Annotated in this window: 19 protein-coding genes and 2 pseudogenes; 15 read left to right on the top strand and 6 right to left on the bottom strand. The window is 69.5% G+C overall.

Annotated elements, in window-relative coordinates; genetic code table 11:
• The first annotated feature begins 50 nt into the window (after positions 1–50).
• Complete coding sequence (locus AC5Y7V_RS04010; RefSeq protein WP_499878728.1) at positions 51–599, top strand: nucleotidyltransferase family protein; 549 nt, start codon at positions 51–53, stop codon at positions 597–599.
• Here the strand turns inward: AC5Y7V_RS04010 and AC5Y7V_RS04015 are convergent.
• The 3 genes from AC5Y7V_RS04015 to AC5Y7V_RS04025 form a co-directional block, all read right to left on the bottom strand.
• Positions 578–2,032, bottom strand: a complete 1,455-nt coding sequence (locus tag AC5Y7V_RS04015) for an amino acid permease (RefSeq protein WP_499878729.1) — start codon at positions 2,030–2,032, stop codon at positions 578–580. The genes AC5Y7V_RS04010 and AC5Y7V_RS04015 overlap by 22 nt on opposite strands.
• A gap of 82 nt (positions 2,033–2,114) precedes the next feature.
• Positions 2,115–3,065, bottom strand: a complete 951-nt coding sequence (locus AC5Y7V_RS04020) for an amidohydrolase family protein (protein WP_499878730.1) — start codon at positions 3,063–3,065, stop codon at positions 2,115–2,117.
• The gene (locus AC5Y7V_RS04025) at positions 3,065–4,555 is read right to left on the bottom strand and encodes an aldehyde dehydrogenase family protein (protein WP_499878731.1); all 1,491 of its coding nucleotides are present in this window, start codon (positions 4,553–4,555) and stop codon (positions 3,065–3,067) included. The genes AC5Y7V_RS04020 and AC5Y7V_RS04025 overlap by 1 nt, the downstream gene beginning before the upstream one ends.
• Positions 4,556–4,682: 127 nt before the next feature.
• Here AC5Y7V_RS04025 and AC5Y7V_RS04030 point away from each other — a divergent pair, with 127 nt between their 5' ends.
• From AC5Y7V_RS04030 to AC5Y7V_RS04060, 7 genes and pseudogenes are all read left to right on the top strand, one after another.
• Positions 4,683–5,603 (top strand): LysR family transcriptional regulator, encoded by a 921-nt coding sequence (locus tag AC5Y7V_RS04030; RefSeq protein ID WP_499878732.1) that lies wholly within the window; start codon positions 4,683–4,685, stop codon positions 5,601–5,603.
• Positions 5,604–5,816: 213 nt separating this feature from the next.
• Complete coding sequence (dnaK, locus tag AC5Y7V_RS04035; protein WP_499878733.1) at positions 5,817–7,679, top strand: molecular chaperone DnaK; 1,863 nt, start codon at positions 5,817–5,819, stop codon at positions 7,677–7,679.
• Positions 7,676–8,305, top strand: coding sequence for a nucleotide exchange factor GrpE (gene grpE / locus AC5Y7V_RS04040; RefSeq protein WP_499878734.1), 630 nt, complete (start codon positions 7,676–7,678; stop codon positions 8,303–8,305). Before dnaK ends, grpE begins: the two co-directional genes overlap by 4 nt.
• A gap of 57 nt (positions 8,306–8,362) precedes the next feature.
• Complete coding sequence (gene dnaJ, locus AC5Y7V_RS04045; RefSeq protein ID WP_499878735.1) at positions 8,363–9,544, top strand: molecular chaperone DnaJ; 1,182 nt, start codon at positions 8,363–8,365, stop codon at positions 9,542–9,544.
• A complete protein-coding gene (locus AC5Y7V_RS04050) occupies positions 9,544–9,936 on the top strand; it encodes a heat shock protein transcriptional repressor HspR (protein ID WP_499878736.1) in 393 nt (130 codons plus the stop codon). Before dnaJ ends, AC5Y7V_RS04050 begins: the two co-directional genes overlap by 1 nt.
• A 78-nt stretch (positions 9,937–10,014) precedes the next feature.
• Positions 10,015–11,178 (top strand): annotated as a pseudogene (locus AC5Y7V_RS04055) (PE family protein); the annotation flags it as partial.
• Positions 11,179–11,190: 12 nt separating this feature from the next.
• Entirely contained in the window at positions 11,191–11,712 is a 522-nt protein-coding gene (locus AC5Y7V_RS04060) for a hypothetical protein (RefSeq protein WP_499878737.1), read from the top strand.
• A gap of 11 nt (positions 11,713–11,723) precedes the next feature.
• On the opposite strand, the gene AC5Y7V_RS04065 is transcribed toward AC5Y7V_RS04060, so the two are convergent.
• Complete coding sequence (locus AC5Y7V_RS04065; RefSeq protein ID WP_499878738.1) at positions 11,724–12,614, bottom strand: aldose 1-epimerase; 891 nt, start codon at positions 12,612–12,614, stop codon at positions 11,724–11,726.
• Positions 12,615–12,627: 13 nt separating this feature from the next.
• Positions 12,628–13,788: an FAD-binding oxidoreductase gene (locus AC5Y7V_RS04070; protein ID WP_499878739.1), complete on the bottom strand. Its 1,161-nt coding sequence runs from the start codon at positions 13,786–13,788 to the stop codon at positions 12,628–12,630.
• Positions 13,789–13,933: 145 nt separating this feature from the next.
• Between AC5Y7V_RS04070 and clpB the strand changes: the two genes are divergently transcribed.
• The 6 genes from clpB to AC5Y7V_RS04100 all read left to right on the top strand — a co-directional run bounded on the left by clpB (position 13,934) and on the right by AC5Y7V_RS04100 (position 20,368).
• Positions 13,934–16,480 carry an ATP-dependent chaperone ClpB gene (clpB, locus tag AC5Y7V_RS04075; RefSeq protein ID WP_499878740.1) on the top strand — a complete coding sequence of 849 codons (2,547 nt, stop codon included), beginning with the start codon at positions 13,934–13,936 and terminating at the stop codon, positions 16,478–16,480.
• A 155-nt stretch (positions 16,481–16,635) separates the two neighbouring features.
• Entirely contained in the window at positions 16,636–17,484 is an 849-nt protein-coding gene (gene ttfA, locus AC5Y7V_RS04080; RefSeq protein WP_499878741.1) for a trehalose monomycolate transport factor TtfA, read from the top strand.
• Between the two features lie 34 nt (positions 17,485–17,518).
• Positions 17,519–18,289, top strand: a complete 771-nt coding sequence (locus AC5Y7V_RS04085; protein WP_499878742.1) for an SDR family NAD(P)-dependent oxidoreductase — start codon at positions 17,519–17,521, stop codon at positions 18,287–18,289.
• Complete coding sequence (gene pyrE, locus AC5Y7V_RS04090; RefSeq protein WP_499878743.1) at positions 18,276–18,815, top strand: orotate phosphoribosyltransferase; 540 nt, start codon at positions 18,276–18,278, stop codon at positions 18,813–18,815. Before AC5Y7V_RS04085 ends, pyrE begins: the two co-directional genes overlap by 14 nt.
• A 12-nt stretch (positions 18,816–18,827) precedes the next feature.
• Entirely contained in the window at positions 18,828–19,727 is a 900-nt protein-coding gene (locus tag AC5Y7V_RS04095) for a hypothetical protein (RefSeq protein WP_499878744.1), read from the top strand.
• Entirely contained in the window at positions 19,724–20,368 is a 645-nt protein-coding gene (locus AC5Y7V_RS04100; RefSeq protein ID WP_499878745.1) for a TrmH family RNA methyltransferase, read from the top strand. Before AC5Y7V_RS04095 ends, AC5Y7V_RS04100 begins: the two co-directional genes overlap by 4 nt.
• Positions 20,369–20,374: 6 nt before the next feature.
• Here the strand turns inward: AC5Y7V_RS04100 and AC5Y7V_RS04105 are convergent, their stop codons facing one another.
• The gene (locus AC5Y7V_RS04105; RefSeq protein ID WP_499878746.1) at positions 20,375–21,349 is read right to left on the bottom strand and encodes a LysR family transcriptional regulator; all 975 of its coding nucleotides are present in this window, start codon (positions 21,347–21,349) and stop codon (positions 20,375–20,377) included.
• Positions 21,350–21,619: 270 nt separating this feature from the next.
• Here AC5Y7V_RS04105 and AC5Y7V_RS04110 point away from each other — a divergent pair.
• Positions 21,620–21,746: pseudogene (locus tag AC5Y7V_RS04110) on the top strand (LysM peptidoglycan-binding domain-containing protein); the annotation flags it as partial.
• Positions 21,747–22,856 lie beyond the last annotated feature (1,110 nt).

Here is a 22,856-nt window from a genome sequence, read left to right on the forward strand (position 1 = left end):
CGCTCCATCCGGTTGTCGCCTGACGAGAACCTCGATGCCATCATAGGAGAGTGGCGTTATCACAGTCGAGGGCCGTCGGCGTCCTGCTCGCCGCGGGCGAGGGACGGCGCTACGGCCGGCCGAAGGTGCTGGTAGAGGGCTGGCTGGACGCCGCGGTCGGTGCGCTCCAAGGCGGTGGCTGCGCCGACGTGGTGCTGGTCCTGGGCGCCGCAGAGGTCGCCGCGCCGCCCGGGGTCACCGCGGTCGTCGCGCCCGATTGGCGCGACGGGCTGAGCGCCTCGGTGCGCGCCGGGCTGGCCCCAGCGGACGGCCTGCGCGCGGATTACGCGGTGCTGCACGTCGTCGACACCCCCGACGTCGGTCCCGACGTGGTGGCGCGGGTCCTGGACCGGGCACGGGCGTCGGACAGTGGCCTGGCCCGCGCGTACTTCGACGAGCGGCCGGGCCACCCGGTCATCATCGCGCGCCGGCACTGGCCCGACGTAATCAAGCAGCTAACGGGGGATCGGGGCGCGGGCGAGTTCCTGCGCGGCCGGTCCGACGTCGAGGCCGTCGACTGCGCCGACCTCGCCGGCGGTCAGGACATCGACGAACCCTGAGCGGGTGGGGCCGGCGCGGCGGTGTCTTGCGCGGCGGCCGTGACCCGACTGCGAACCAGGAACCAACCGCCGATGAGCGCGGGGACGCCGACGACGGTCGCGCCGATCAGGTAGGGGCCCTGCACCTTGTCGAAGAACATCAGGGCCACCACGCCGACCAGGAAGGCCAGCGTGAGGTAGCCGGTGTACGGCGACAGCGGCATCCGGAACTCGGGCCGTTGCACCCGCCCGGCCCTTGCCAGCCGGTAGAACTGCAGCTGGCTCGCCACGATCGTGCCCCAGGCGAACACGATGCCGATGGCCGCGATGTGCAGCACGATTTCGAACGCCTGGCTGGGTTTGACGGCGTTGAGCACGATGCCCAACAACCCCACGGCGCTGGTGAGCAGGATCCCGCGGTACGGCACCCCCCGCTTCGACATCGGCGCGGTGAACTTCGGGCCGCTGCCGTTGATCGCCATCGACCGCAGGATGCGGCCCGTGGAATAGAGACCGGCGTTCAGGCTCGACAGCGCGGCGGTCAGCACCACCACGTTCATCACGCTGCCGGCCCCGTGGACACCGGCTTTGGAGAAGAACGTCACGAACGGGCTGACGTTGGCCTTGTAGGCGGTGTAGGGCAGCAGCAGGCCCAGCAGGACGGTGGATCCGATGTAGAAGACCGCGATGCGGAAGACCACGGAGTTGATCGCGCGCGGCATCACCTTCTCGGGGTTGGCCGTTTCCCCGGCCGCGATGCCGACGAGTTCGATGGCGGCGTAGGCGAATACCACTCCCGAGGTGACGAGCACCAGGGGCAGCAGCCCCTTGGGCACGAGCCCGCCATGGGTGTCCCACAGGCCGGTGCCGGTGTCGTGACCGTCGATCTTGAAGCGTCCGACCAGAAAGACCGTGCCGACGACCAGGAACGTGACCAGCGCCAGCACCTTGATCAACGAGGCCCAGAACTCCAGCTCGCCGAAGGCCTTGACGGAGATCAGGTTCATCGACAGCACCACCAGCAGCGCGACCAATGCGATGGTCCACTGCGGGATGGCGTGGAAGATCCCCCAGTAGTGGCAGTAGTGCGCGATCGCCGTGGTGTCCACGATCCCCGTCATCGACCAGTTCAGGACGTACATCCAGCCGGCGACGTAAGCCAGCTTCTCGCCGAAGAATTCGCGGGAGTACGACACGAACGATCCCGACGACGGGCGGTACAGCACGAGCTCGCCGAGCGCGCGCAGGATGAGGAAGACGAAGATGCCGCAGACCCCGTAGACCAGGAACAGCCCGGGCCCCGCCGACGCCAGCCGCCCGCCGGCGCCGAGGAAGAGCCCGGTTCCGATGGCGCCGCCGAGGGCAATCATCTGAATCTGGCGGTTTTTGAGGCTCTTGTGATAGCCCTCGTCCTCGCGGGCGAGCCGCTCGGCGGCACTGTCTGACGGTGACATCGAGCTCCTGCCGTGGTGGCTCCGGGAACGCTCAGGCTAACTCATGAGGGCGCCGCATGCCGACCAACAATCGGCGAAGTTTTTAGAGGCCCAGCAGCCGCTCGGCGTTGCGGTGGCTGATGAGCGCTCGCTCGTCGTCGCCCAGCGGCAGGCCGTCCAGGAAATCCCGCGCCGCGCGCATCGACCCGAACGGGTAGTCGGCCGAAAAGCACACCCGCTCAAGGCCGACCTGGGCGACGAGGTTGGCGTAGGTCGGCCCGTCGTTGAAATTGGCGAAGGTGTAGTTGAGGTTTCGCCTCAGGTAGGTGCTGACGGGGTGCGTCAGGCCAGTCAGTTCGGGTTTCAGCGTCGCGTCGAAGCGCGGCAGCATGAACGGGATCGCCTCGCCCATGTGCCCGATGATGATCTGCAAGGACGGGTATCGGTCGAACACGCCGCCGAGGATCACCCGCAGCACGTGGGTGCCGGTGTTGATGTGCCAGCCCCAGCCGACCGTGGAAAGAGCGAACGTGACCTCGTCGGCGAACCCCGCGTAGCTGGACTCGATGACGCCGGCCGGCGGGATGGTCGGGTGCAGGTAGATCGGCACGCGCAGCGCGGCAGCACGCGACAGGACGGGGTCGAAGAACAGGTCGTCCAGGTAGATGCCCTGGCTGTGCCCGTTGATCACCGCGCCGACGAAGCCGTGCTCGCGCACCGCCCGCTCGAGTTCGTCGGCGGCCTCGGAGGGCGCGCTGATCGGCACGGCGGCGAAGCCCGCCAGCCGGTCCGGGTAGCGCCCGACCGCCTTCGCGAGCTCGTCGTTGCATGCGCGGGCCAAGCGGACGGCTTCCGGACCGTCCAGCTGTTCGACGCCCGGCGCGGCCAGCGACAGCACCGCCACGTCGACGCCGGCATCGTCCATCGCCGCGATCCGGCCGTCGCCCAGGTCGCTGATCGGTTCGACGATTCCGGTGCGCGACGCCAGCCAGCGGCCCGGCCCGTCGAGGAATTCCGTTGTGGCGTAATGCTCTTCGAGGGCTATCGTGCGCATCAGCCCGCCAGCACCCGGGCCGCGGCGCTCCAGTACGTCAGCTCGTCGCGGTCGGCGGCCAGCCGGATCGTCTTGGTGTAGCCGTACTCCGCCAGCGTCTCCTGGGCGTGCTCGCGGCCAAAACCGCTGTGGCCGACGCCGCCGAAACCGGTGCCGATGGAGATGCGGTGATAGTTGTTGACGAAGACGGCGCCGGCGCGGATCCGCCGGCTCACCCGCAGCGCCCGGTCGCTGTCCTGGGTGAACACCGCCGCGACCAATCCGAACGGTGTGGCGTTTGCGATGCGCACCGCCTCGTCCTCGTCGCTGAACGGGATGAGGGTGACCACCGGGCCGAAGATCTCGTCGCGGGCCACCCGCATGGTGGGGGTCACGCCGGTCAGCACCGTCGGCGCGACGTAGAAGCCGTCGGCCAATCGGGGATCGTCGGGCAGCGGCGCCTGAGCGGCGATGTGGGCGCCTTCGGCCACGCCGATCCGCAGGTAATCGAGGACCTGGTTCTGCTGCTTGCGGGTGACCAGCGGGCCGACGTCGGTCGCCGGGTCGGCGCCGTCACCCACCCGCAGCCGCCCCACCGCGGCGCACAGCTTCGCCTCGAACTCCGCATAGACGCTGTCGTGCACCAGGATTCGCGACGCCGCGGTGCACGCCTCGCCCTGGTTGAAGAAGCCGCCGTCGACCGCGGCCAGCAGCGCCTCGTGCAGGTTGGCGTCGTCGAAAACCACCAGCGGGTTCTTCCCGCCCAGCTCCATCAGCGTCGGGGTGAGGTTGCCGGCCGCGGTGCGCAGCACCGCCGCGCCCGTCCGCGGCGACCCGGTGAACGACACCTTGCCGACCAGCCGATGCCCGGCCAGCGCGGCGCCCACCTCGCCCCGGCCCGGCACGGCCTGCACCACACCCTCCGGCAGGACCGACTGGATCAGCTCGACCATCCGCAACACCACCGAGGGCGTCTGCTCCGGCGGCTTGAGCACGACGGCGTTGCCGACCGCCAGCGCCGGCGCGACCTTCCCCGCGGTGTGGATGGGCGGCCAGTTGAACGGGACGATGCCCGCGATCACCCCGTACGGCTCCAGCGTGGTGACGTCCAGGACGGGGCCGTAGTCGCGGGCCTGGCTGGGCAGCGCCTCCACCATGGCGCCGAAGTACTCGAAGATGGCGATCGCGGCTTCCACGTCGAAATTGCGGGCCTGGGTGATCGGCTTGCCCATCTCCAGCGTCTCCAGCGCGGCGATCTCGTCGGCGTGGGCGCGGATCACCTCGGCGACCTGGCGCAGGTATCGGCCGCGCTCGCGCGCGGGGCGTTGCTTCCAGCGCAGGTGCGCGGCGTGCGCCCGGCGGACGGCCTGGTCCACCTCGTCCGGCCCGGCGCCCTGGACGACCGTGACCGTCTGCCCCGTCGCGGGGTTCTGCACGACGAACTGGTCGTCGGTGGACGCCGAGGACCACCGGGTCCGGGTTCTGGTCAGGGTGGGGCCCTGCAAACTCATAAAGCGCACCGTCCGATTGAGGGGGTTGGGATCGACGCGACCCAATTGCGAACCGTAAATTGGCCCAACCGTCAAAAGCCAACGAAAATTCCTGATGGGAGCCATCACCGGCGGTGATAATGGCTCGGTGGAGCTTCGCCAGTTCGAGTATTTCCTCGCTGTCGCCGACACCCTCAGCTTCACCCGCGCCGCCAAACGGCTGCACGTCGTCCAGTCCGGAGTGTCCGCGACGATCAAGGCCCTCGAACGCGAACTCGGCGCCGAGCTGTTCGTCCGCGGGCCGGCGGGGGTGACGCTCACGGCGGCGGGACGCGAGCTCGAGCCCCACGCCCGCGCCACCATCGACGCCGCCCGCGCGGCCAAAGACGCCGTCGTCGCCGCCGTCGACTCCGTCGGGGCCGTCCGCGGCACCGTCAGGCTGGGGACGCTGATGTCGATCAACAACATCGACCTGCCGAGGCTGCTGGCCGAGCTGCGGGCCCGCCATCCCGGCGTGCTGGTCCAAATCCGTTTCGCCCGGGCCGGTTCGGCGGGCCTCGCGCAGCAGCTCCGCGACGCCAGCCTCGACGTCGCGCTCCTCGTTTTCCCCGACGGGGCGCCGGCCGACCTGCACACCCGGCTCGTCGCCGCCTTTCCGCTGCTGTTGGTCGTCCCAGCGGATCACCCGCTCGCCGGCCGGGAGTCGGTGTCACTGGCCGAGCTGGCCGGGATGTCGTTCGTCGACGGGCCGCCCGGCTACGGCAACCGGGCGGTGGTCGACCGGGCCTTCGCCGCGGCCGGGGTGCAGCGCACGATCGCCCTCGAGGTCGCCGATATCGCCACCACCGCGACCCACGTCCGGAACGGCCTCGGCATCGGCTTCCTGAGCCGGTTCATCCTCGACGAGATCGGCGACGACGGCCTGGCGACGGTGAGCATCTCCGGCTACGACCTGTGCTGGCGGTTGTATGTCGCGAGGTCGGCGGCGCGCCCGCCCAGCGCCGCCACCCGCGCCGTGTTCTCGCTGATCGAGGAGATGATCCCGGGGCCGGAGCCGAGTGTGAGCTGACGGCGTCGATCGTGCGTCCAGGGCGCCCTGCGTTCACACGCAACGACCACCCCGGGAACAAGACGCGCGCGCCCGCCGTTAGCATGGTCGACAAGTTGAGTGAAGCAGACTCAAGGCTGGGTTGACACCAGGACACCCGCGAGGGCAGGCTTGAGCGGGGTTCACTCAGCATAGTGGCACCAAAGAAGCTCTACGTAATCAGGAGGAATCACTATGGCTCGTGCGGTCGGTATCGACCTCGGGACCACCAACTCAGTCGTCTCGGTTCTCGAGGGCGGCGACCCCGTCGTCGTCGCGAACTCCGAGGGTTCGCGGACCACGCCGTCGATCGTCGCGTTCGCGCGCAACGGTGAAGTGCTGGTCGGCCAGCCCGCCAAGAACCAGGCGGTGACCAACGTCGACCGCACCATCCGTTCGGTGAAGCGGCACATGGGCACCGATTGGTCCGTCGAGATCGACGACAAGAAGTACACGGCGCAGGAGATCAGCGCCCGCGTGCTGATGAAGCTGAAGCGAGACGCGGAGGCCTACCTCGGTGAGGACATCACCGACGCGGTCATCACCGTGCCCGCCTACTTCAACGACGCCCAGCGCCAGGCGACCAAGGAGGCCGGCCAGATCGCCGGCCTGAACGTGCTGCGCATCGTCAACGAGCCCACCGCCGCGGCGCTGGCCTACGGCCTGGACAAGGGCGAGAAGGAACAGACCATCCTGGTCTTCGACCTCGGTGGCGGCACCTTCGACGTCTCGCTGCTCGAGATCGGCGAGGGCGTGGTCGAGGTCCGGGCCACCAGCGGTGACAACCACCTCGGTGGCGACGACTGGGACGACCGCGTCGTCGAATGGCTCGTCGACAAGTTCAAGGGCACCAGCGGCATCGACCTCACCAAGGACAAGATGGCGATGCAGCGGCTGCGTGAGGCCGCGGAGAAGGCCAAGATCGAGCTGTCGAGCTCGCAGAGCACCTCGATCAACCTGCCCTACATCACCGTCGACGCGGACAAGAACCCGCTGTTCCTCGACGAGCAGCTGACCCGCGCCGAGTTCCAGAAGATCACCCAGGACCTGCTGGACCGCACCCGTCAGCCGTTCAAGTCGGTGATCTCCGACGCCGGCATCTCGGTGGCCGACATCGACCACGTCGTGCTGGTGGGCGGGTCCACCCGCATGCCCGCGGTGACCGAGCTGGTCAAGGAACTCACCGGCGGCAAGGAGCCCAACAAGGGCGTCAACCCCGACGAGGTGGTTGCCGTGGGCGCCGCGCTGCAGGCCGGTGTTCTCAAGGGTGAGGTGAAAGACGTTCTGCTGCTTGACGTTACGCCGCTGAGCCTCGGTATCGAGACCAAGGGTGGCGTGATGACCAAGCTGATCGAGCGCAACACCACGATCCCGACCAAGCGGTCGGAGACCTTCACCACGGCCGACGACAACCAGCCGTCCGTGCAGATCCAGGTCTACCAGGGTGAGCGCGAAATCGCCTCGCACAACAAGCTGCTCGGCTCCTTTGAGCTGACCGGCATCCCGCCGGCCCCGCGCGGCGTGCCCCAGATCGAGGTCACCTTCGACATCGACGCCAACGGCATCGTGCACGTCACGGCCAAGGACAAGGGCACCGGCAAGGAGAACACGATCAAGATCCAGGAGGGCTCCGGCCTGTCCAAGGAGGAGATCGACCGGATGATCAAGGACGCCGAGGCGCACGCCGAGGAGGACCGTCAGCGCCGCGAGGAGGCCGACATCCGCAACCAGGCCGAGACGCTGGTCTACCAGACGGAGAAGTTCGTCAAGGAACAACGCGAGGCCGAGGGCGGTTCGAAGGTCCCCGAGGACACCCTGAACAAGGTGGACGCCGCGGTGGCCGAGGCCAAGTCGGCGCTGGCCGGCAGCGACATCTCCGCGATCAAGGCGGCGATGGAGAAGCTGGGCCAGGAGTCCCAGGCGCTGGGCCAGGCCATCTACGAGGCCACCCAGGCCGAGGGCGCCCAGGCCGGCGGCCCCGAGCAGGGTGGCGCGGCAGGCTCGGCCGATGACGTCGTGGACGCGGAGGTGGTCGACGACGACCGGGAGGCCAAGTGAGCGAGGGCAACCCGGAACAGGTAACGGTCACCGACAAGCGGCGCATCGATCCCGAGACCGGCGAAGTACGGCACGTCCCCCCCGGCGCGGCAGCGCCGGGCGGGGCGCCCGCCGGTAAGGCCGAGTCGGGCGACAAGGTCGCCGAGCTGACGGCCGACCTGCAGCGCGTGCAGGCGGACTTCACCAACTACCGCAAGCGCGCGCTGCGCGACCAGCAGGCCGCCGCGGACCGGGCCAAGGCCGCCGTGGTCAGCCAATTGCTCGGCGTGCTGGACGATCTCGACCGGGCCCGCAAGCACGGCGACCTGGAGTCCGGCCCGCTGAAGTCGGTCGCCGACAAGCTGGAAGGCGCCCTCACCGGCCTCGGCCTCACGGCGTTCGGCGCGGAGGGCGAGGACTTCGACCCGGTGCTGCACGAGGCCGTGCAGCACGAGGGCGACGGCGCCGACGGCTCCAAGCCGGTGATCGGCACGGTCATGCGGCAGGGCTACAAGCTGGGCGACCAGGTGCTGCGGCACGCGCTGGTCGGCGTGGTCGACACCGTCGCCGGCGACGGCGAAGAAGCCGTCGCCGCCGAAACGCAACCGTCCGACACGGCCGATAACGCCGACGGCTCCGGTGAGTAAGCACCACAATCACAAAAGACAACAAATAGATAGCGAAAGGTGAGGGGGTGACGCGGCATGGCCCAGCGTGAATGGGTCGAAAAGGACTTCTATAAGGAGCTGGGCGTCTCCTCTGAGGCCAGCCCGGAAGAGATCAAGCGCGCCTATCGCAAGCTGGCGCGCGACCTGCATCCGGACGCCAACCCTGACAACCCGGCCGCCGGCGAACGATTCAAGGCGGTGTCGGAGGCGCATAACGTGTTGTCGGATCCGGCCAAGCGCAAGGAGTACGACGAAACCCGCCGCCTGTTCGCCGGCGGCGGTTTCGGCGGCCGCCGGTTCGACGGCGGCAGCGGCTTCAGCTTCAACGTCGGTGGCGACGGCGCGGAGTTCAACCTCAGCGACCTGTTCGACGCCGCCGGGCGCAGTGGCGGCGCGAACATCGGCGACCTGTTCGGCGGCTTGTTCGGACGCGGCGGCGCCAGCCCGCGTCCCAGCCGGCCGCGGCGCGGCAACGACCTGGAGACCGAGACCGAGCTCGATTTCGTCGAGGCGGCCAAGGGCGTGGCGATGCCGCTGCGGCTGACCAGCCCGGCGCCGTGTACGAATTGCCATGGCAGCGGGGCGCGCCCGGGCACCAGCCCGAAGGTGTGCCCCAGCTGTAACGGCGCCGGCGTGATCAACCGCAACCAGGGTGCGTTCGGTTTCTCCGAACCCTGCGCCGATTGCCGGGGCAGCGGCTCGATCATCGAGCACCCGTGCGACGAGTGCAAAGGCACCGGCGTGACGACCCGCACCCGCACCATCAACGTGCGGATACCGCCGGGCGTCGAGGACGGGCAGCGGATCCGCCTGCCCGGGCAGGGCGAGGCCGGGTTGCGCGGCGCGCCGTCGGGCGACCTGTATGTGACCGTGCATGTGCGGCCGGACAAGGTGTTCGGCCGTGACGGCGACGACCTCACCGTGACCGTCCCGGTCAGCTTCACCGAATTAGCCTTGGGCTCAACGCTTTCGGTTCCCACGCTGGACGGCAAGGTCGGCGTGCGGGTGCCCAAGGGCACCGCCGACGGCCGCATCCTGCGGGTGCGCGGGCGCGGCGTGCCCAAGCGCGGCGGCGGCAACGGCGACCTGCTGGTCACCGTGAAGGTGTCCGTGCCGCCGAACCTGGAGGGCGCCGCCCAGGAGGCGCTGGAGGCCTACGCGGCCGCCGAGCAATCCAGTGGTTTCAACCCGCGCGCGGGATGGGCGGGTAATCGCTGATGGCCAGAGGCTCACGCAATCCCAAGGAGGAGGCCCGGACCTTCCTGATCTCGGTGGCGGCCGAATTGGCCGGCATGCACGCGCAGACCCTGCGCACCTATGACCGCCTCGGGCTGGTGAGCCCGAGGCGCACTTCCGGTGGGGGACGTCGTTATTCGGAGCACGACGTGGACCTGTTGCGCGAGGTGCAGCGGCTGTCGCAGGACGAGGGCGTCAACCTGGCCGGCATCAAGCGCATCATCGAGTTGACCAACCAGGTGGAGGCGCTGCAGTCGCGCGTCAAGGAGCTGACCGAGGAGCTGGCGCAGGTGCGCGCCGGCCAGCGCCGCGACCTGGCGGTGGTGCCCAAGAGCACCGCGCTGGTGGTCTGGCAACCGCGAAGGCCGCGCTAGGCGACCGCCGCGGGGGCTGCAAAAGGTTAGGGAAATCCCTGATTCGCGGCCCGCTTCGCGCGTCTTATGGTCGGGGCCATGTCCCTCGTGCTCGTAACCCCGGAATTCGTAACGGCGGCGGCCACCGACGTGGCCAACATCGGCTCCGCCGTGCAAGCGGCGAACGCCGCGGCGCTGGCGCCGACCTCGCAACTGCTGGCCGCGGGCAATGACGAGGTGTCTCAGGCGGTTGCCGCAGTGTTCGGCGCGCACGGGCAGGCCTACCAGGCGCTGGGTGTCCAGGCGCAACGATTTCATCAGCAATTCATCCAGCTGCTGAATTCCGGGGCGAGCGCGTACGCCGGCGCCGAGGCCGCGAACGCGTCGCCGCTGCAAACGATCGAGCAGGACGTGCTGGGCGTGATCAACGCGCCGACCCAACTGTTCCTGGGGCGCCCACTGATCGGTGACGGCGCGAACGGCGGAACCGTTGGCGGCGTCGGGCAACCCGGCGGCGCGGGCGGCATCCTGTGGGGCAACGGCGGCGCCGGCGGTGCGAGCACGAACAACGGCGTGGCCGGCGGAAATGGTGGCGCCGGCGGGCTGATCGGCAACGGTGGGGCGGGCGGCGCCGGCGGATTCGGCGGAACCGGTGGCGCGGGCGGCAACGCGGGGCTGTTCGGCATCGGCGGACCGGGTGGCGCCGGGGGCGGCCCCAACGGCTCGATAGGCGGCGGCGCAGGCGGCGCCGGCGGCGCGGGCGGGTTGATCTACGGCAACGGCGGCGCGGGCGGGGCCGGGGGTCTCAGCATCAGTGCGACGCCGGGCAACGGTGGCGCCGGCGGCCACGGTGGCAATGCCGGCCTGATCGGCACCGGCGGCGTTGGCGGCCTCGGAGGGGCGGGCGACACCACCTTCAGCATCCATAGCGGCGGGGCCGGTGGCGGCGGCGGCAACGGGGGCCTGCTCTTCGGTGACGGCGGGAGCGGCGGCGGGGGCGGCGCCGCGGGGCACGCCGGCATCGGCGGGCACGGCGGCACGGGCGGCAACGCCGGGCCGATCGGCAACGGGGGCGTCGGTGGCGTCGGCGGCGCCATCGGCACAGGGGCGTCGTTCGCCGGTCAGGGCGGCACCGGCGGCAATGCGTCCCTGATCGGTAATGGTGGCACCGGCGGCAACGGCGGCGTGTTCGGCGGCCTGGGTGGCCCTGGGGGCGCTCGCGGGAAGCTGTTCGGCGCCGACGGCGCCGGGGGGCAGACGGGCTAACGTCAGGGCATGGAAGTTGTCACCACTCACCCAATCGTCGAATCCCTGCTGACTAGCTATCAACGCGAGCTGGGTGACCACCTGCCGACCTATCGCAATCACGTCTACCGCGGCATCAACTACCACCAACGGCTGCTCGCCGCCCCGATCCCGGACTTCGCCGTCTTGGCCTGGGCCGCACACGATCTCGGCATCTGGACCGCCGGCACGTTCGACTACTTGGAGCCGTCCGCCGACCTGGCCGCGGCGTACGCCGGGGAATTCGGCGTCGACAACGTCGACGACGTGCGCAGGCTGATCGTCGAACACCACCGGCTGCGGCCGTCGCACGACCGGATGGCCGAGACCTTTCGGATAGCCGACCGCATCGACGTGAGCCGTGGCTTGCTGCGAGACGGGGTCGGGCGCCCGGCCATCCGGTCCGTCGTCGCCGAGTTGCCGTATTGCGGCTTCCACGCGTTCCTCGCCAAGGGCCTGAGCCGCTACGCCGCGGGGCACCCGCTGCGGCCGTTCCCGATGATGCGGTGGTGAAAGATGTTCGCTCACACCCGAATCGAGAACTGCGCGACCGCCGGCGCGCCCGGGCGCGCGCACCGGTAGCCGCCGCGGCGCAGCGCGTCCGTCGGCGCCGTCATCGGCTCGAAGCACACCACATCCTCGGCTAGTGGGGCGAAGATCTGGGCCGCCGGATAGCCCCGCTCGAAGTGCACCTCCACGCGCCGCCCGGCGCCGGACACCGCGAACACGGCGCCCTCGCCGACCTGGTCGTAGGCGTCGTCGAAAGCCTTGTCGCCCAATGGTTCTTCGCTAGCCGGCTGGTTTTCGGATTCTCCGGTGGGCAGGCCGCGCTCATCGAGCCGCAAGTGCCGCAGCGGCGGTGTCTCGATCAGCCAGTCGCCGCGGGCAACGCCGGGCAGGTGCAGATAGGGATGGAAGCCGAAGCACAGCGGAACCGCGGTGTCGCCGGTCGCGGTGACGGTGGTGCGCACCGTCAGCGCCCGGTCGGCCAGCCGCACCGCCACCGAGAGCACATGTGGGAACGGAAAGCCGGCCAGCAGACGCGGGTCGGCACCGAAATCCACCTCGGCGGTCAGCTCGTTGCCCGACTCCGCCGTCACCCGCCAGCCCGGGTAGGCGGCCAGGGTGCCGTGGATCGGCAACCCGTTGGGGTCGGGACGAACGCCGTTCTCCCCCGGCGTCAGCGTCACCGTAACGTTCTCGGCCGTGTAGGTGTTGTCGCCCAATCGATTTGCCCACGGGTACAGGATCGGGATGCCCATCGTCTTGCCCGCCTCGACGTACGCCCGCAGGCCGCGCCGCTGGCCGAGCAGCTCGGTGCCCGCGTCGGTCAGCGACGTGCCGATCATGCCCGCCTCGGGCACGAACTGCGCCGCCACCGGCGACGACGGGTCGGTCAGGGTCACGATCTGCATGGCGTACCTCGGTTCACCGGGACAGTGGGTCGTGCTGAATGTGTTCGGGCGGAGCACCTTTGGCCACCAGCGCGGCCTTGGTGGCGCGGACCATGTCCGGCCCGCCGCAGATCAGGATCTGCCGGTCGCCCCAGCCACCGTATTTTGTCACCACGTCGGGCAGCCGGCCGGTCTGGCGCACGTGCAGGCCGCGCGGCGGCGTCACGTCGGGATAGTCGGCGGCCCACGACGGGTCGAGGCTGTACTCCGAGACCGGGGACACGGACAGCCACGGATTGTGCTGGGCGACCTGCCACAGCGTGGGCAGGTCGTAGAGCTCGCAGCGGTAGCGGGCGCCGAAGAACAGGTGGACCCGCGGGTTTTCCGCGTAGCGGGACAGGTCCATGATCAGCGCCCGCAGCGGCGCCAGCCCGGTGCTGCCGGCGACCATCAGGACGTCCTCGCCGTCCCGGTCGACCCGCAGGCCGCCGTGCGGGCTGGACAGCCGCCACCGGTCCCCGGGCCGCGTCTCGTTGACGATCGCGGTGCTGACCAGGCCGCCCGGCACCTGGCGGACGTGGAACTCGATCCCGCCGCCCGGGTCGGCGGGGATCGCCGGGCTCAGGTAGCGCCACCGGCGCGGGCACTGCGGAACGTGGGCGTCGACGTACTGGCCGGGGTAGTAGTCCATTGGGCGGTCGAGCTGCAGCCGCACGACGGCCAGGTCGCGGGAGACCCGCATGTGCTCGATGACCGTGCCGTCCCACCAGGCCGGCCCCTGCTCGGCGTCGGCGGCGCCGCTCATCACCCCCGTGATCAGGTTGAGCGACTGGTCGGCGGCCGCCGCGACGGGCTCGGTCCACGCGTCGCCGAGGCGGTCACGAAGCGTCGCGTACAGCGCGCGGCGCAGGGTGCCGTAATGGTTCGGCAGCACGCCGAATTTGCGATGATCCCGCCCGAGCTGCGCCAGGAAGGCCACCGGCTCGGCGGCGCGCTGCTCGACCAGTTCCCCGTAGACCCAGTGCAGGGCGTGCGCAAAAGCGGCCCGCTGGGCGCCCATTTCGGGCGGGAAAAGGTCGCGCACCGAGACGTCGAGGGCGAACCAGTGGGTATAGAACCGGCGGACGAGTGCGTCGGAGCCCGGCGCGAAGGCGTCGCGCAGCACGCGCAACGCGTCGCGGTCCTCCAGGCTCACGGGCCCCGAGTTTAAGCGGGGTGGCGACTTAAGCCTCTATTCCAAGATGCGCAAAATCCACTAGAGTTGAGCGGAACAGACTCAACCTTGACGGCGTTGAAATACCCGACAAGCATTTTTACCCAAGTACCCGAACGGAGGTGTCGTGGACTCTTTCAACCCGACCACCAAGACGCAGGCGGCCCTGACCTCGGCCCTGCAGGCGGCCTCGGCCGCCGGCAATCCGGAGATCCGGCCCGCCCATCTGCTGTTGGCGCTGCTGACGCAGAACGACGGGATCGCCGCGCCGCTGCTGGAGGCCGTCGGCGTCGAGCCCGCCACCATCCGCGCCGAGGCGCAGCGCATCCTGGACCAGCTCCCGCAGGCCAGCGGCGCCAGCTCGCAGCCGCAGCTGTCCCGCGAATCGCTGGCGGCGATCACCACCGCCCAGCAGCTGGCCACCGAGATGGACGACGAATACGTCTCAACCGAACACCTGATGGTCGGCCTGGCCACCGGCGACTCCGACGTCGCCAAGCTGCTCACCGGGCACGGCGCGTCACCGCAGGCGTTGCGGGAGGCGTTCGTCAAGGTCCGCGGCAGCGCGCGGGTCACCAGCGCCGACCCCGAGTCGACCTACCAGGCGCTGGAGAAGTACTCCACCGACCTGACCGAGCGGGCCCGCGAGGGCAAGCTCGACCCGGTCATCGGGCGCGACAACGAGATTCGTCGTGTCGTGCAGGTGCTGTCCCGTCGCACCAAGAACAACCCGGTGCTGATCGGCGAGCCCGGTGTCGGCAAGACCGCGATCGTCGAGGGCCTGGCCCAGCGCATCGTGGCCGGCGACGTGCCGGAGAGCCTGCGCGACAAGACCGTCGTCTCGCTCGATCTGGGCTCGATGGTGGCCGGCGCCAAGTACCGCGGCGAGTTCGAGGAGCGGCTCAAGGCCGTGCTCGACGACATCAAGAACTCCGCCGGGCAGATCATCACGTTTATCGACGAGCTGCACACCATCGTCGGCGCCGGTGCGACCGGTGAGGGCGCGATGGACGCCGGCAACATGATCAAGCCGATGCTGGCCCGCGGCGAGCTGCGGCTGGTCGGCGCCACCACGCTCGACGAGTACCGCAAGTACATCGAGAAGGACGCCGCGCTGGAGCGCCGCTTCCAGCAGGTGTTCGTCGGGGAGCCGTCGGTGGAGGACACCGTCGGCATCCTGCGCGGCCTGAAGGACCGCTACGAGGTGCACCACGGCGTGCGGATCACCGACTCCGCGCTGGTGGCCGCCGCCACGCTGTCCGACCGCTACATCACCGCGCGGTTCCTGCCGGACAAGGCGATCGACCTGGTCGACGAGGCCGCCAGCCGGCTGAAGATGGAGATCGACTCGCGTCCCGTCGAGATCGACGAGGTCGAGCGCCTGGTGCGCCGCCTCGAGATCGAGGAGATGGCGCTGGCCAAAGAAGAGGACGAGGCGTCCAAGGAGCGGCTGGAGAAGCTGCGCGCCGAGCTGGCCGACCAGAAGGAGAAGCTGGCCGAGCTGACCACCCGGTGGCACAACGAGAAGAGCGCGATCGACGTCGTCCGCGAGCTGAAGGAACAGCTGGAGGCGCTGCGCGGAGAGTCCGAGCGCGCCGAGCGCGACGGCGACCTGGCCAAGGCCGCCGAGCTGCGTTACGGGCGCATCCCCGAGGTGGAAAAGAAGCTCGAGGCCGCGCTGCCGCAGGCCGAGGCCCGCGAGAACGTGATGCTCAAGGAGGAGGTCGGGCCCGACGACATCGCCGACGTGGTGTCGGCGTGGACCGGCATCCCGGCCGGGCGGATGCTCGAGGGCGAGACCGCCAAGCTGCTGCGGATGGAAGACGAGCTGGGCAAGCGCGTGGTCGGGCAGCGCAAGGCCGTGCAGGCCGTGTCCGACGCGGTGCGGCGCAGCCGCGCCGGGGTGGCCGACCCGAACCGGCCCACGGGTTCGTTCATGTTCCTGGGCCCCACCGGCGTCGGCAAGACCGAGCTGGCCAAGGCGCTGGCCGACTTCCTGTTCGACGACGACCGGGCCATGGTCCGCATCGACATGAGCGAGTACGGCGAGAAGCATTCCGTCGCCCGGCTGGTGGGTGCGCCCCCCGGCTACATCGGTTACGACCAGGGCGGTCAGCTGACCGAGGCGGTGCGCCGGCGCCCCTACACCGTGGTGCTGTTCGACGAGGTCGAGAAGGCACACCCGGACGTGTTCGACGTGCTGCTGCAGGTCCTCGACGAGGGCCGGCTCACCGACGGGCAGGGCCGCACGGTCGACTTCCGCAACACCATCCTCATCCTGACGTCCAACCTCGGGTCGGGCGGCAGCGAGGAGCAGGTGATGGCGGCGGTGCGCGCGGCGTTCAAGCCGGAGTTCATCAACCGCCTCGACGACGTGCTGATCTTCGACGGGCTCAACCCCGAGGAGCTGGTGCAGATCGTCGACATCCAGCTCGAGCAGCTGGGCAAGCGGTTGGCGCAGCGGCGGCTGCAGCTGGAGGTTTCGCTGCCGGCCAAGCGGTGGTTGGCGCAGCGCGGGTTCGACCCGGTCTACGGGGCGCGGCCGTTGCGCCGGCTCGTGCAGCAGGCCATCGGCGACCAGCTGGCGAAGATGCTGCTGGCCGGCGAGGTGCACGACGGCGACACCGTTCCGGTCAACGTCAGCCCGGATGGGGACTCGCTGATCCTGGGCTGACACTTCGCCCCAACGTCGACTTGTTGTCGGCATTTCGCCCGAAATCGCCCAACAAGTCGACGTTCGGCGCACCCAGCGCGCACTAGCAAACCTTAATTTGCTTGTGACCTGGTCGCATTGTCTATTCCGGGCCGACAGCGGATACCCTGTGTGGGATGGTCCCCCTTTGGTTCACGCTGTCCGCGCTGTGCTTTGTCGGCGCGGGCGTGCTGGTGTACGTCGACATCGATCGACAGCGGGGACGCAGCAGGCGCCGTAAATCGTGGGCGCGGTCGCACGGCTTCGACTACGAGCGCGAATCGACCGACATCCTCAAGCGCTGGAAGCGCGGGGTGATCTCGACGGCGGGCGACGTCCCCGCCCACAACGTCGTGCTGGGCCAGATCCGCGGCGAGGCGGTCTACATCTTCGACGTCGAGGAAGTCGCGACGGTGATCGCGCTGCACCGCAAGGTCGGTACCAACGTCGTCGTCGACCTGCGCCTCAAGGGGCTGAAAGAGCCTCGGGAGAGCGACATTTGGCTGCTGGGCGCGATCGGGCCGCGGATGGTCTATTCGACCAATCTGGACGCGGCCCGCCGGGCCTGCGACCGGCGCATGGTCACCTTCGCGCACACCGCCCCCGACTGCGCCGAGATCATGTGGAACGAGCAGAACTGGACGTTGGTCGCCATGCCGATCTCCAGCACGCGCGCGCAATGGGACGAGGGGCTGCGCACCGTGCGCCAGTTCAACGACCTGCTGCGCGTGTTGCCGCCGGTGCCCCAGGAGACCCCGCAGGACGCGGGGGCGCCGGCGGGGCTGCGCAACGCGGCACCGAGCCGGCCCCTGGCGCCGGCCGGTCGGCTGGAGCTGCCGTCCCGGCGGTCGCAGCCGGACGTGTCGGGGTTGCTGGGCTCGGATGTCCAGGCGACCCGCCGCCCCACCGAGCCGCTGCGCCGGGACCAGGGTCGGCAGCCGCCGACCGGGCGCAACGGCCACGGGGCCAGTAACTACCAGCGCTGAGGCCGGTTAGGCCCGCGTCACTACACTGTCGCTCATGCCTCGACCCGTAGCCCTGATCACCGGGCCGACGTCCGGGATCGGCGGGGGCTACGCGCGGCGCTTTGCGCGCGACGGCTACGACCTGGTTCTGGTCGCCCGCGACGTAGAGCGGCTGACCAAACTGGCGGCCGAACTGGAGGGCCACGGCGGCACCGTCGAGATCCTGCCCGCGGACTTGGCCGACTCGGCCGGCCGCGACAAGGTCGCCGAGCGGCTCGCCGCCGGCGTGCGGGTCCTGGTCAACAACGCCGGCTTCGGCACGTCCGGCGAGTTCTGGACGGCCGAACCCGCCCTGCTGCAGGCGCAGCTCGACGTCAACGTGACCGCGGTCTTGCAGCTGACCCGCGCCGCGGTGCCCGCCATGATCGCCGCGGGCGCCGGGACCGTCATCAACGTCGCCAGCGTCGCCGGGCTGGTGAACGGGCGATCGTCGACCTATTCGGCGTCCAAGGCCTGGGTGATCTCGTTCAGCGAGGGCCTGGCCGGCGCGCTGGACGGAACCGGGGTCGGCGTGCACGCCGTCTGCCCGGGGTTCGTGCACACCGAGTTTCACGCCAGGGCCGGGATGGACATGGCCAAGCTGCCGCCGTTCCTGTGGCTCGAGGTCGACGACGTGGTCGCCCGCAGCCTGGCCGACGTCGCCGCCGGCAAGGTGATCAGCATTCCGGGCCTGCAGTACAAGGCGATCGTCAGCGCCGGGCGGCTGCTGCCCCGCGGGTTGGTGCGCGCCGCGACGAAACGGGTCGGCGGCCGTGACCGAAGCTGACCGCGAGGAGCTGGCCGGCCTGGTGCGCCGGCTGGCGGTGGTGCACGGTCGGGTGACGCTGTCGTCGGGCAAGGAGGCCGACTACTACGTCGACCTGCGCCGCGCCACCCTGCACCACCGCGCCGCCGCGCTGATCGGCACGCTGATGCGCGAACTCACCGCCGACTGGGACTACGCCGTCGTCGGTGGTCTGACCCTGGGCGCCGATCCCGTCGCGACCGCCATCATGCACGCGCCCGGGCGGCCCATCGACGCGTTCGTCGTGCGCAAGTCGGCGAAAACCCATGGGCTGCAACGCCTTATCGAGGGATCCGAAGTCTCCGGCCGGCGGGTCCTGGTGGTGGAGGACACCAGCACCACCGGCAACTCCGCGCTGACGGCGGTGCATGCCGTGCAAGACGCGGGCGGCGACGTGATCGGGGTGGCCACCGTGGTGGACCGCGCCACCGGCGCCGCCGAGGCCATCGAAGCCGAGGGAATCCCCTACCGCAGCGTGCTGGGCCTTGCCGATCTTGGGCTGGGCTAGGCCGCGAGCCGGATGCGCCGTCTAATCGCCTTACTGGCCTGCGTGGCCGTATCACTAATGGGCTGTTCGGGTTCCGGGCATCCGGCCCGGCCCTACGGCGCGCAGGCCGCGCGGGTCGGCGAATCGCTCGCGCTGCTGGGCTGGAACATGTCGGTGTCGAACCTGCGCTGGGACGGCGATTACGTGCTGGTCGACGTCGACGCGTCGCCCACCGACCCGAAGGCGCCGCACGCCAAACCCGAGGACCTTCGCTTCGGGCTCTACGGTGCGCTGGCGCACCCGTTGGAGTCGACCGCCCTGGGCAGCTGCGACGACGCGGCCACCAGCGTGCACGACATCCAACACCCGCTGTCGGCGCCCCCGAACCGGCTCACCGGCACGGTTTGCCTTGGGCCGCTTAAGGATCGGAGCCAGGTCCGCGGCGTGTACGGCTACTCGCCGCGTGACCGCATCCCGAATACGTCGGCCGCCTACCCGGCCGCGTTTCCGGTGGGGTTGCCGCCGACCAACGCCAACGACACCGGCCTGACCGTCAAGACCGTCAGCCTGACGGGCTGGCGCGCCGACGGCGCCCCGGTGACGAAGGAGCAGCTCGGCGACCCCGCTGCGTTCAACGGCAACGGCTACATGCTGCTGGGTCTGGAGGCCACCGGGCTCGCGGACCGGTACCGCGACGACTCCGCCAAGCGCGGCGGCCCGCTGATGCTGCTGGCGTCGCCGACCCTGCCGGGCCGCGGCCTGAACCCGGCCTGCGCGGCATACGGATCGTCGGTGCTGATCCTGCCCGACGCGTCGCTGGACTCGGTCCGCGTCAACGCCTCGCTGTGCACCCAGGGCGAGATCAACGAGGCGCTGCTGTACGCGACGGTGGCCGTCGACGGCACCCACGCCGGGGTTTGGACGCAGCGATGAGCGACCCGGGGCCCACCGAATGGGGCACGACGACCGGCGGCGTCGGGCCGTGGCGGGGCGACCCGCCCACCGACCCGCGGTATGACCCAAACCTGTTGCGAGACGGCGACACCCGCAACGTCGTCGACGCCTACCGGTACTGGACCCGCGGCGCGATCATCGCCGACATCGACACGCGCCGGCACCCGCTGCACGTGGCGATAGAGAACTTCGGCTACGACGCCAACATCGGCTCGGTGGTGCGCACCGCCAACGCCTTCGCGGTCGACACCGTGCACATCGTCGGGCGGCGGCGCTGGAATCGCCGCGGCGCCATGGTGACCGACCGATATCAGCGGCTGTGCCACCACGACAGCACGGCCGCGCTGCTCGAGTTCGCGGCGGGTGCCGGTCTGACCGTGGTCGCCGTCGACAACGTCCCGGGCGCGCGGCGGCTGGAGGAGACGTCGCTGCCGCGGGAGTGCCTGATGGTGTTCGGCGAGGAAGGCCCGGGCATCACCGGCGACATCCGGGCCGGCGCGGCGGTCACGGTGTCGATCGCCCAGTTCGGCTCGACGCGCAGCATCAACGCCGGCGTCGCCGCCGGCATCGCGATGCACGCCTGGGTTCGGCAGCACGCGGACCTGTCGCACGCCTGGTAGCAGCCGCTAACTCCACAGCGTCACATGCACTTTCGGGCGAAATCTCGTCACGCCGACGCCGCTGCCGCGGATCATCGCCTGGGTGCAGCGCGGCGTGGTGATGAAGCGGACGAGTTCGGACACGGCGGGTTGGCGCACCGACGGCCCCAGCGTCGCCGCGCACCACTCGCCCGACCTGTCCAGGCCGGGACCGGTCACGCGGGTCAACCGCCCGGCCGCGAGGTCCTTGGCGACGGCGAAGCCGATCGTCAGCGAGACACCGCCGGCCCGCTGCACCTCCTCGAGCGCGGCGGCATCGCTCTGGAAGATCCGCTGGTTGGACTCCGGAATTCCCAAGTCGCGCAGCATCCTTGCGATCTCGCCGTCGACGCCGCCGGCGGCCGGGCCGAGCATCCACTGCTGTTGGCGCAGCAGCGCCGGCGTCGGAATACCAGCCGCCAGCGGGCCATTCGGCGGCGCGACGGTGATGATCTGGTATTTCAGGAACGGCCGCACGAAGATCCCGTCGTCCGGACCGAGCGAGCCCACGCAGTTTTCAGAGGAGGGCCCGATCGCGATGTCGACGGCGCGCGAGCAGATCAGGTCGCGGAACCGGCTCGTCGGATGCACGCTCAGCTCCACCGACAGGTCGTCGGCGCGCGACGAAAACAGCTCGATCAGCCCGGGCGCCGCGTGCTCGGCGAACGCGGTGGAGGCGGCGATCCGCAGCAGCCGGCGCCCGTGGGCGGCCTCGGTGACCTCGATCGCGGTTTGTTGCTGCAGGCCCAGGATTTCCACGGCGCGGCTGGCCAGCCGCAGCCCCCCGGGCGTGAACGCGAGCCCCGCGCCCGTCCTGGTGAATAGCGGGTCGTCGAGCTCCTTGCGCAGCGCCGCCACCAGCATCGAAACGCCGGCGTCGGAAACGCCCAACTCCGCCGCGGCGGCGCGCACCGAACCCAGCCGCACCACCGCCGAATAGGCCCGAAGTTGAGCCGGAGTCATGGTGTGAGCCTACGGCCTTTCAACAACCGCTGTGGTCGACTAGTTAGAGGATCGGGAATCGCCGCAAATCGCTCGCCGCAGGCCAGTCGAGCGACCACGGAATTGAGCCTATGCAAGACGCTGAAACGCCCTGGAAATCCCTGGCGGGCCTCGATCACACCCAAGTTCAACCCGCCGAATTGGAGTAGTTGGCTACTCATCCTCTTCACCGCCGATGGTGCACACAATGTGCGACGAGGGATGTACGAGCCGTGAACCGCTCATGAAAGGCCCGCCATGACCAGGTATTACACAGTCGTCGCCGGTGACACACTTTCGGAGATTGCGCAGCGGTTCTATGGCGACGCTGCGCTGTACCGGCTGATCGCTACGGCCAACGGGATCGCTGACCCCAACCATATCGAGGTCGGCCAGCAGCTTCTGATTCCCGACGCGCCAACGAAGCCAACAGATTTCTCGGGTACGCTCCCCTACGCCAGCGAGGACATGGGTGTCTATCAACCGTTGGTCGGATGGTACGGCAGGCAAAACACCACCCGAGTGGCGGTGACCACCGTCGCCCGCGACCTCATGCCTACGGCCCCGTCCTTTGTAGGCGAAACGGCGCGTCTGCTGGAAACGCCCGCGTTGCAGGGCATCTCAGCGGACATTGCCGGGCAGGACGCCCAGGGGGTCCTCTCACCCGTCGGCCTCGTTCAGCTTTTCAGACAATACTTCTTCGAATTCGAGACTTTCCTCGGCGCACCGGTCGGTCACATCTGGATCAGCCCCGGCGGCTCAGTAGAGGTCATCGAGACCAGTTCGCGGCGGACCCTGATCGACAAGTCGACCGAACAACAGGAACAGACCGACCGCAAGACCGAGGAGACTTTGACAAGTCAGGACGATATCTCCGACGCGGTCAAGGAGGAGAACGCCAACGACACCAAACTCGGCGCGAGCGCGTCAGCCAGCGGCGACTTTGCCGGGTTCTACCACGCAGACGCCAGCGCTAGCGCAAGCGTCCAGAACACCACCAAGAAGAGTTCAGAAGACACCCACAAGAGGACTCGAACGCAAAGCTCCAAGATCAGCAGCGAGATCACCCGCAACTTCAAGACGGCGTTTCGCGTCGTGACCGAAACCACCGATACCACCAGCCGCCGTTACGTCGTGCAAAACACCAGCACCAGGCTCGTGAACTACGAGCTGCGCCGGAAGATGCGCAAAGTTGGGGTTCAGATTCAGCACATCGGCACCAGGCTGAGCTGGCAAGCGTTCATGGACAACCCAGGCAAGACCGTCGGACTGGGCGAATTGGTGGATATCGTTGCGGCACCTGATCTTTCGTCGTTGAAAAAGCCGGTGCCGCCGCCCGATCTAGAGCCCAAAATCGTTGAATTCGTCGGAATATTCCCCATTCGCAAGTATCCCGGTACCGCCAACGACATCCCACCCAACGAAGATTTCGCACTCCGCGATCCGAACTCCAATGACATCCGCAGCTTCAACAACAAGGACCACATGG

It is taken from the genome of Mycobacterium sp. NGS34 (genome assembly GCF_059812845.1).

What these genes read in the sequence shown, in the direction of transcription:
- AC5Y7V_RS04085 (WP_499878742.1), top strand. Translation starts at nt 17,519, where the DNA reads ATGCCTCGACCCGTAGCCCTGATCACCGGGCCGACGTCCGGGATCGGC.
- AC5Y7V_RS04105 (WP_499878746.1), bottom strand. Translation starts at nt 21,349, where the DNA reads ATGACTCCGGCTCAACTTCGGGCCTATTCGGCGGTGGTGCGGCTGGGT.
- AC5Y7V_RS04050 (WP_499878736.1), top strand. Translation starts at nt 9,544, where the DNA reads ATGGCCAGAGGCTCACGCAATCCCAAGGAGGAGGCCCGGACCTTCCTG.
- ttfA (WP_499878741.1), top strand. Translation starts at nt 16,636, where the DNA reads ATGGTCCCCCTTTGGTTCACGCTGTCCGCGCTGTGCTTTGTCGGCGCG.
- AC5Y7V_RS04020 (WP_499878730.1), bottom strand. Translation starts at nt 3,065, where the DNA reads ATGCGCACGATAGCCCTCGAAGAGCATTACGCCACAACGGAATTCCTC.
- AC5Y7V_RS04100 (WP_499878745.1), top strand. Translation starts at nt 19,724, where the DNA reads ATGAGCGACCCGGGGCCCACCGAATGGGGCACGACGACCGGCGGCGTC.
- dnaK (WP_499878733.1), top strand. Translation starts at nt 5,817, where the DNA reads ATGGCTCGTGCGGTCGGTATCGACCTCGGGACCACCAACTCAGTCGTC.
- AC5Y7V_RS04060 (WP_499878737.1), top strand. Translation starts at nt 11,191, where the DNA reads ATGGAAGTTGTCACCACTCACCCAATCGTCGAATCCCTGCTGACTAGC.
- dnaJ (WP_499878735.1), top strand. Translation starts at nt 8,363, where the DNA reads ATGGCCCAGCGTGAATGGGTCGAAAAGGACTTCTATAAGGAGCTGGGC.
- AC5Y7V_RS04025 (WP_499878731.1), bottom strand. Translation starts at nt 4,555, where the DNA reads ATGAGTTTGCAGGGCCCCACCCTGACCAGAACCCGGACCCGGTGGTCC.
- AC5Y7V_RS04095 (WP_499878744.1), top strand. Translation starts at nt 18,828, where the DNA reads ATGCGCCGTCTAATCGCCTTACTGGCCTGCGTGGCCGTATCACTAATG.
- AC5Y7V_RS04015 (WP_499878729.1), bottom strand. Translation starts at nt 2,032, where the DNA reads ATGTCACCGTCAGACAGTGCCGCCGAGCGGCTCGCCCGCGAGGACGAG.
- AC5Y7V_RS04065 (WP_499878738.1), bottom strand. Translation starts at nt 12,614, where the DNA reads ATGCAGATCGTGACCCTGACCGACCCGTCGTCGCCGGTGGCGGCGCAG.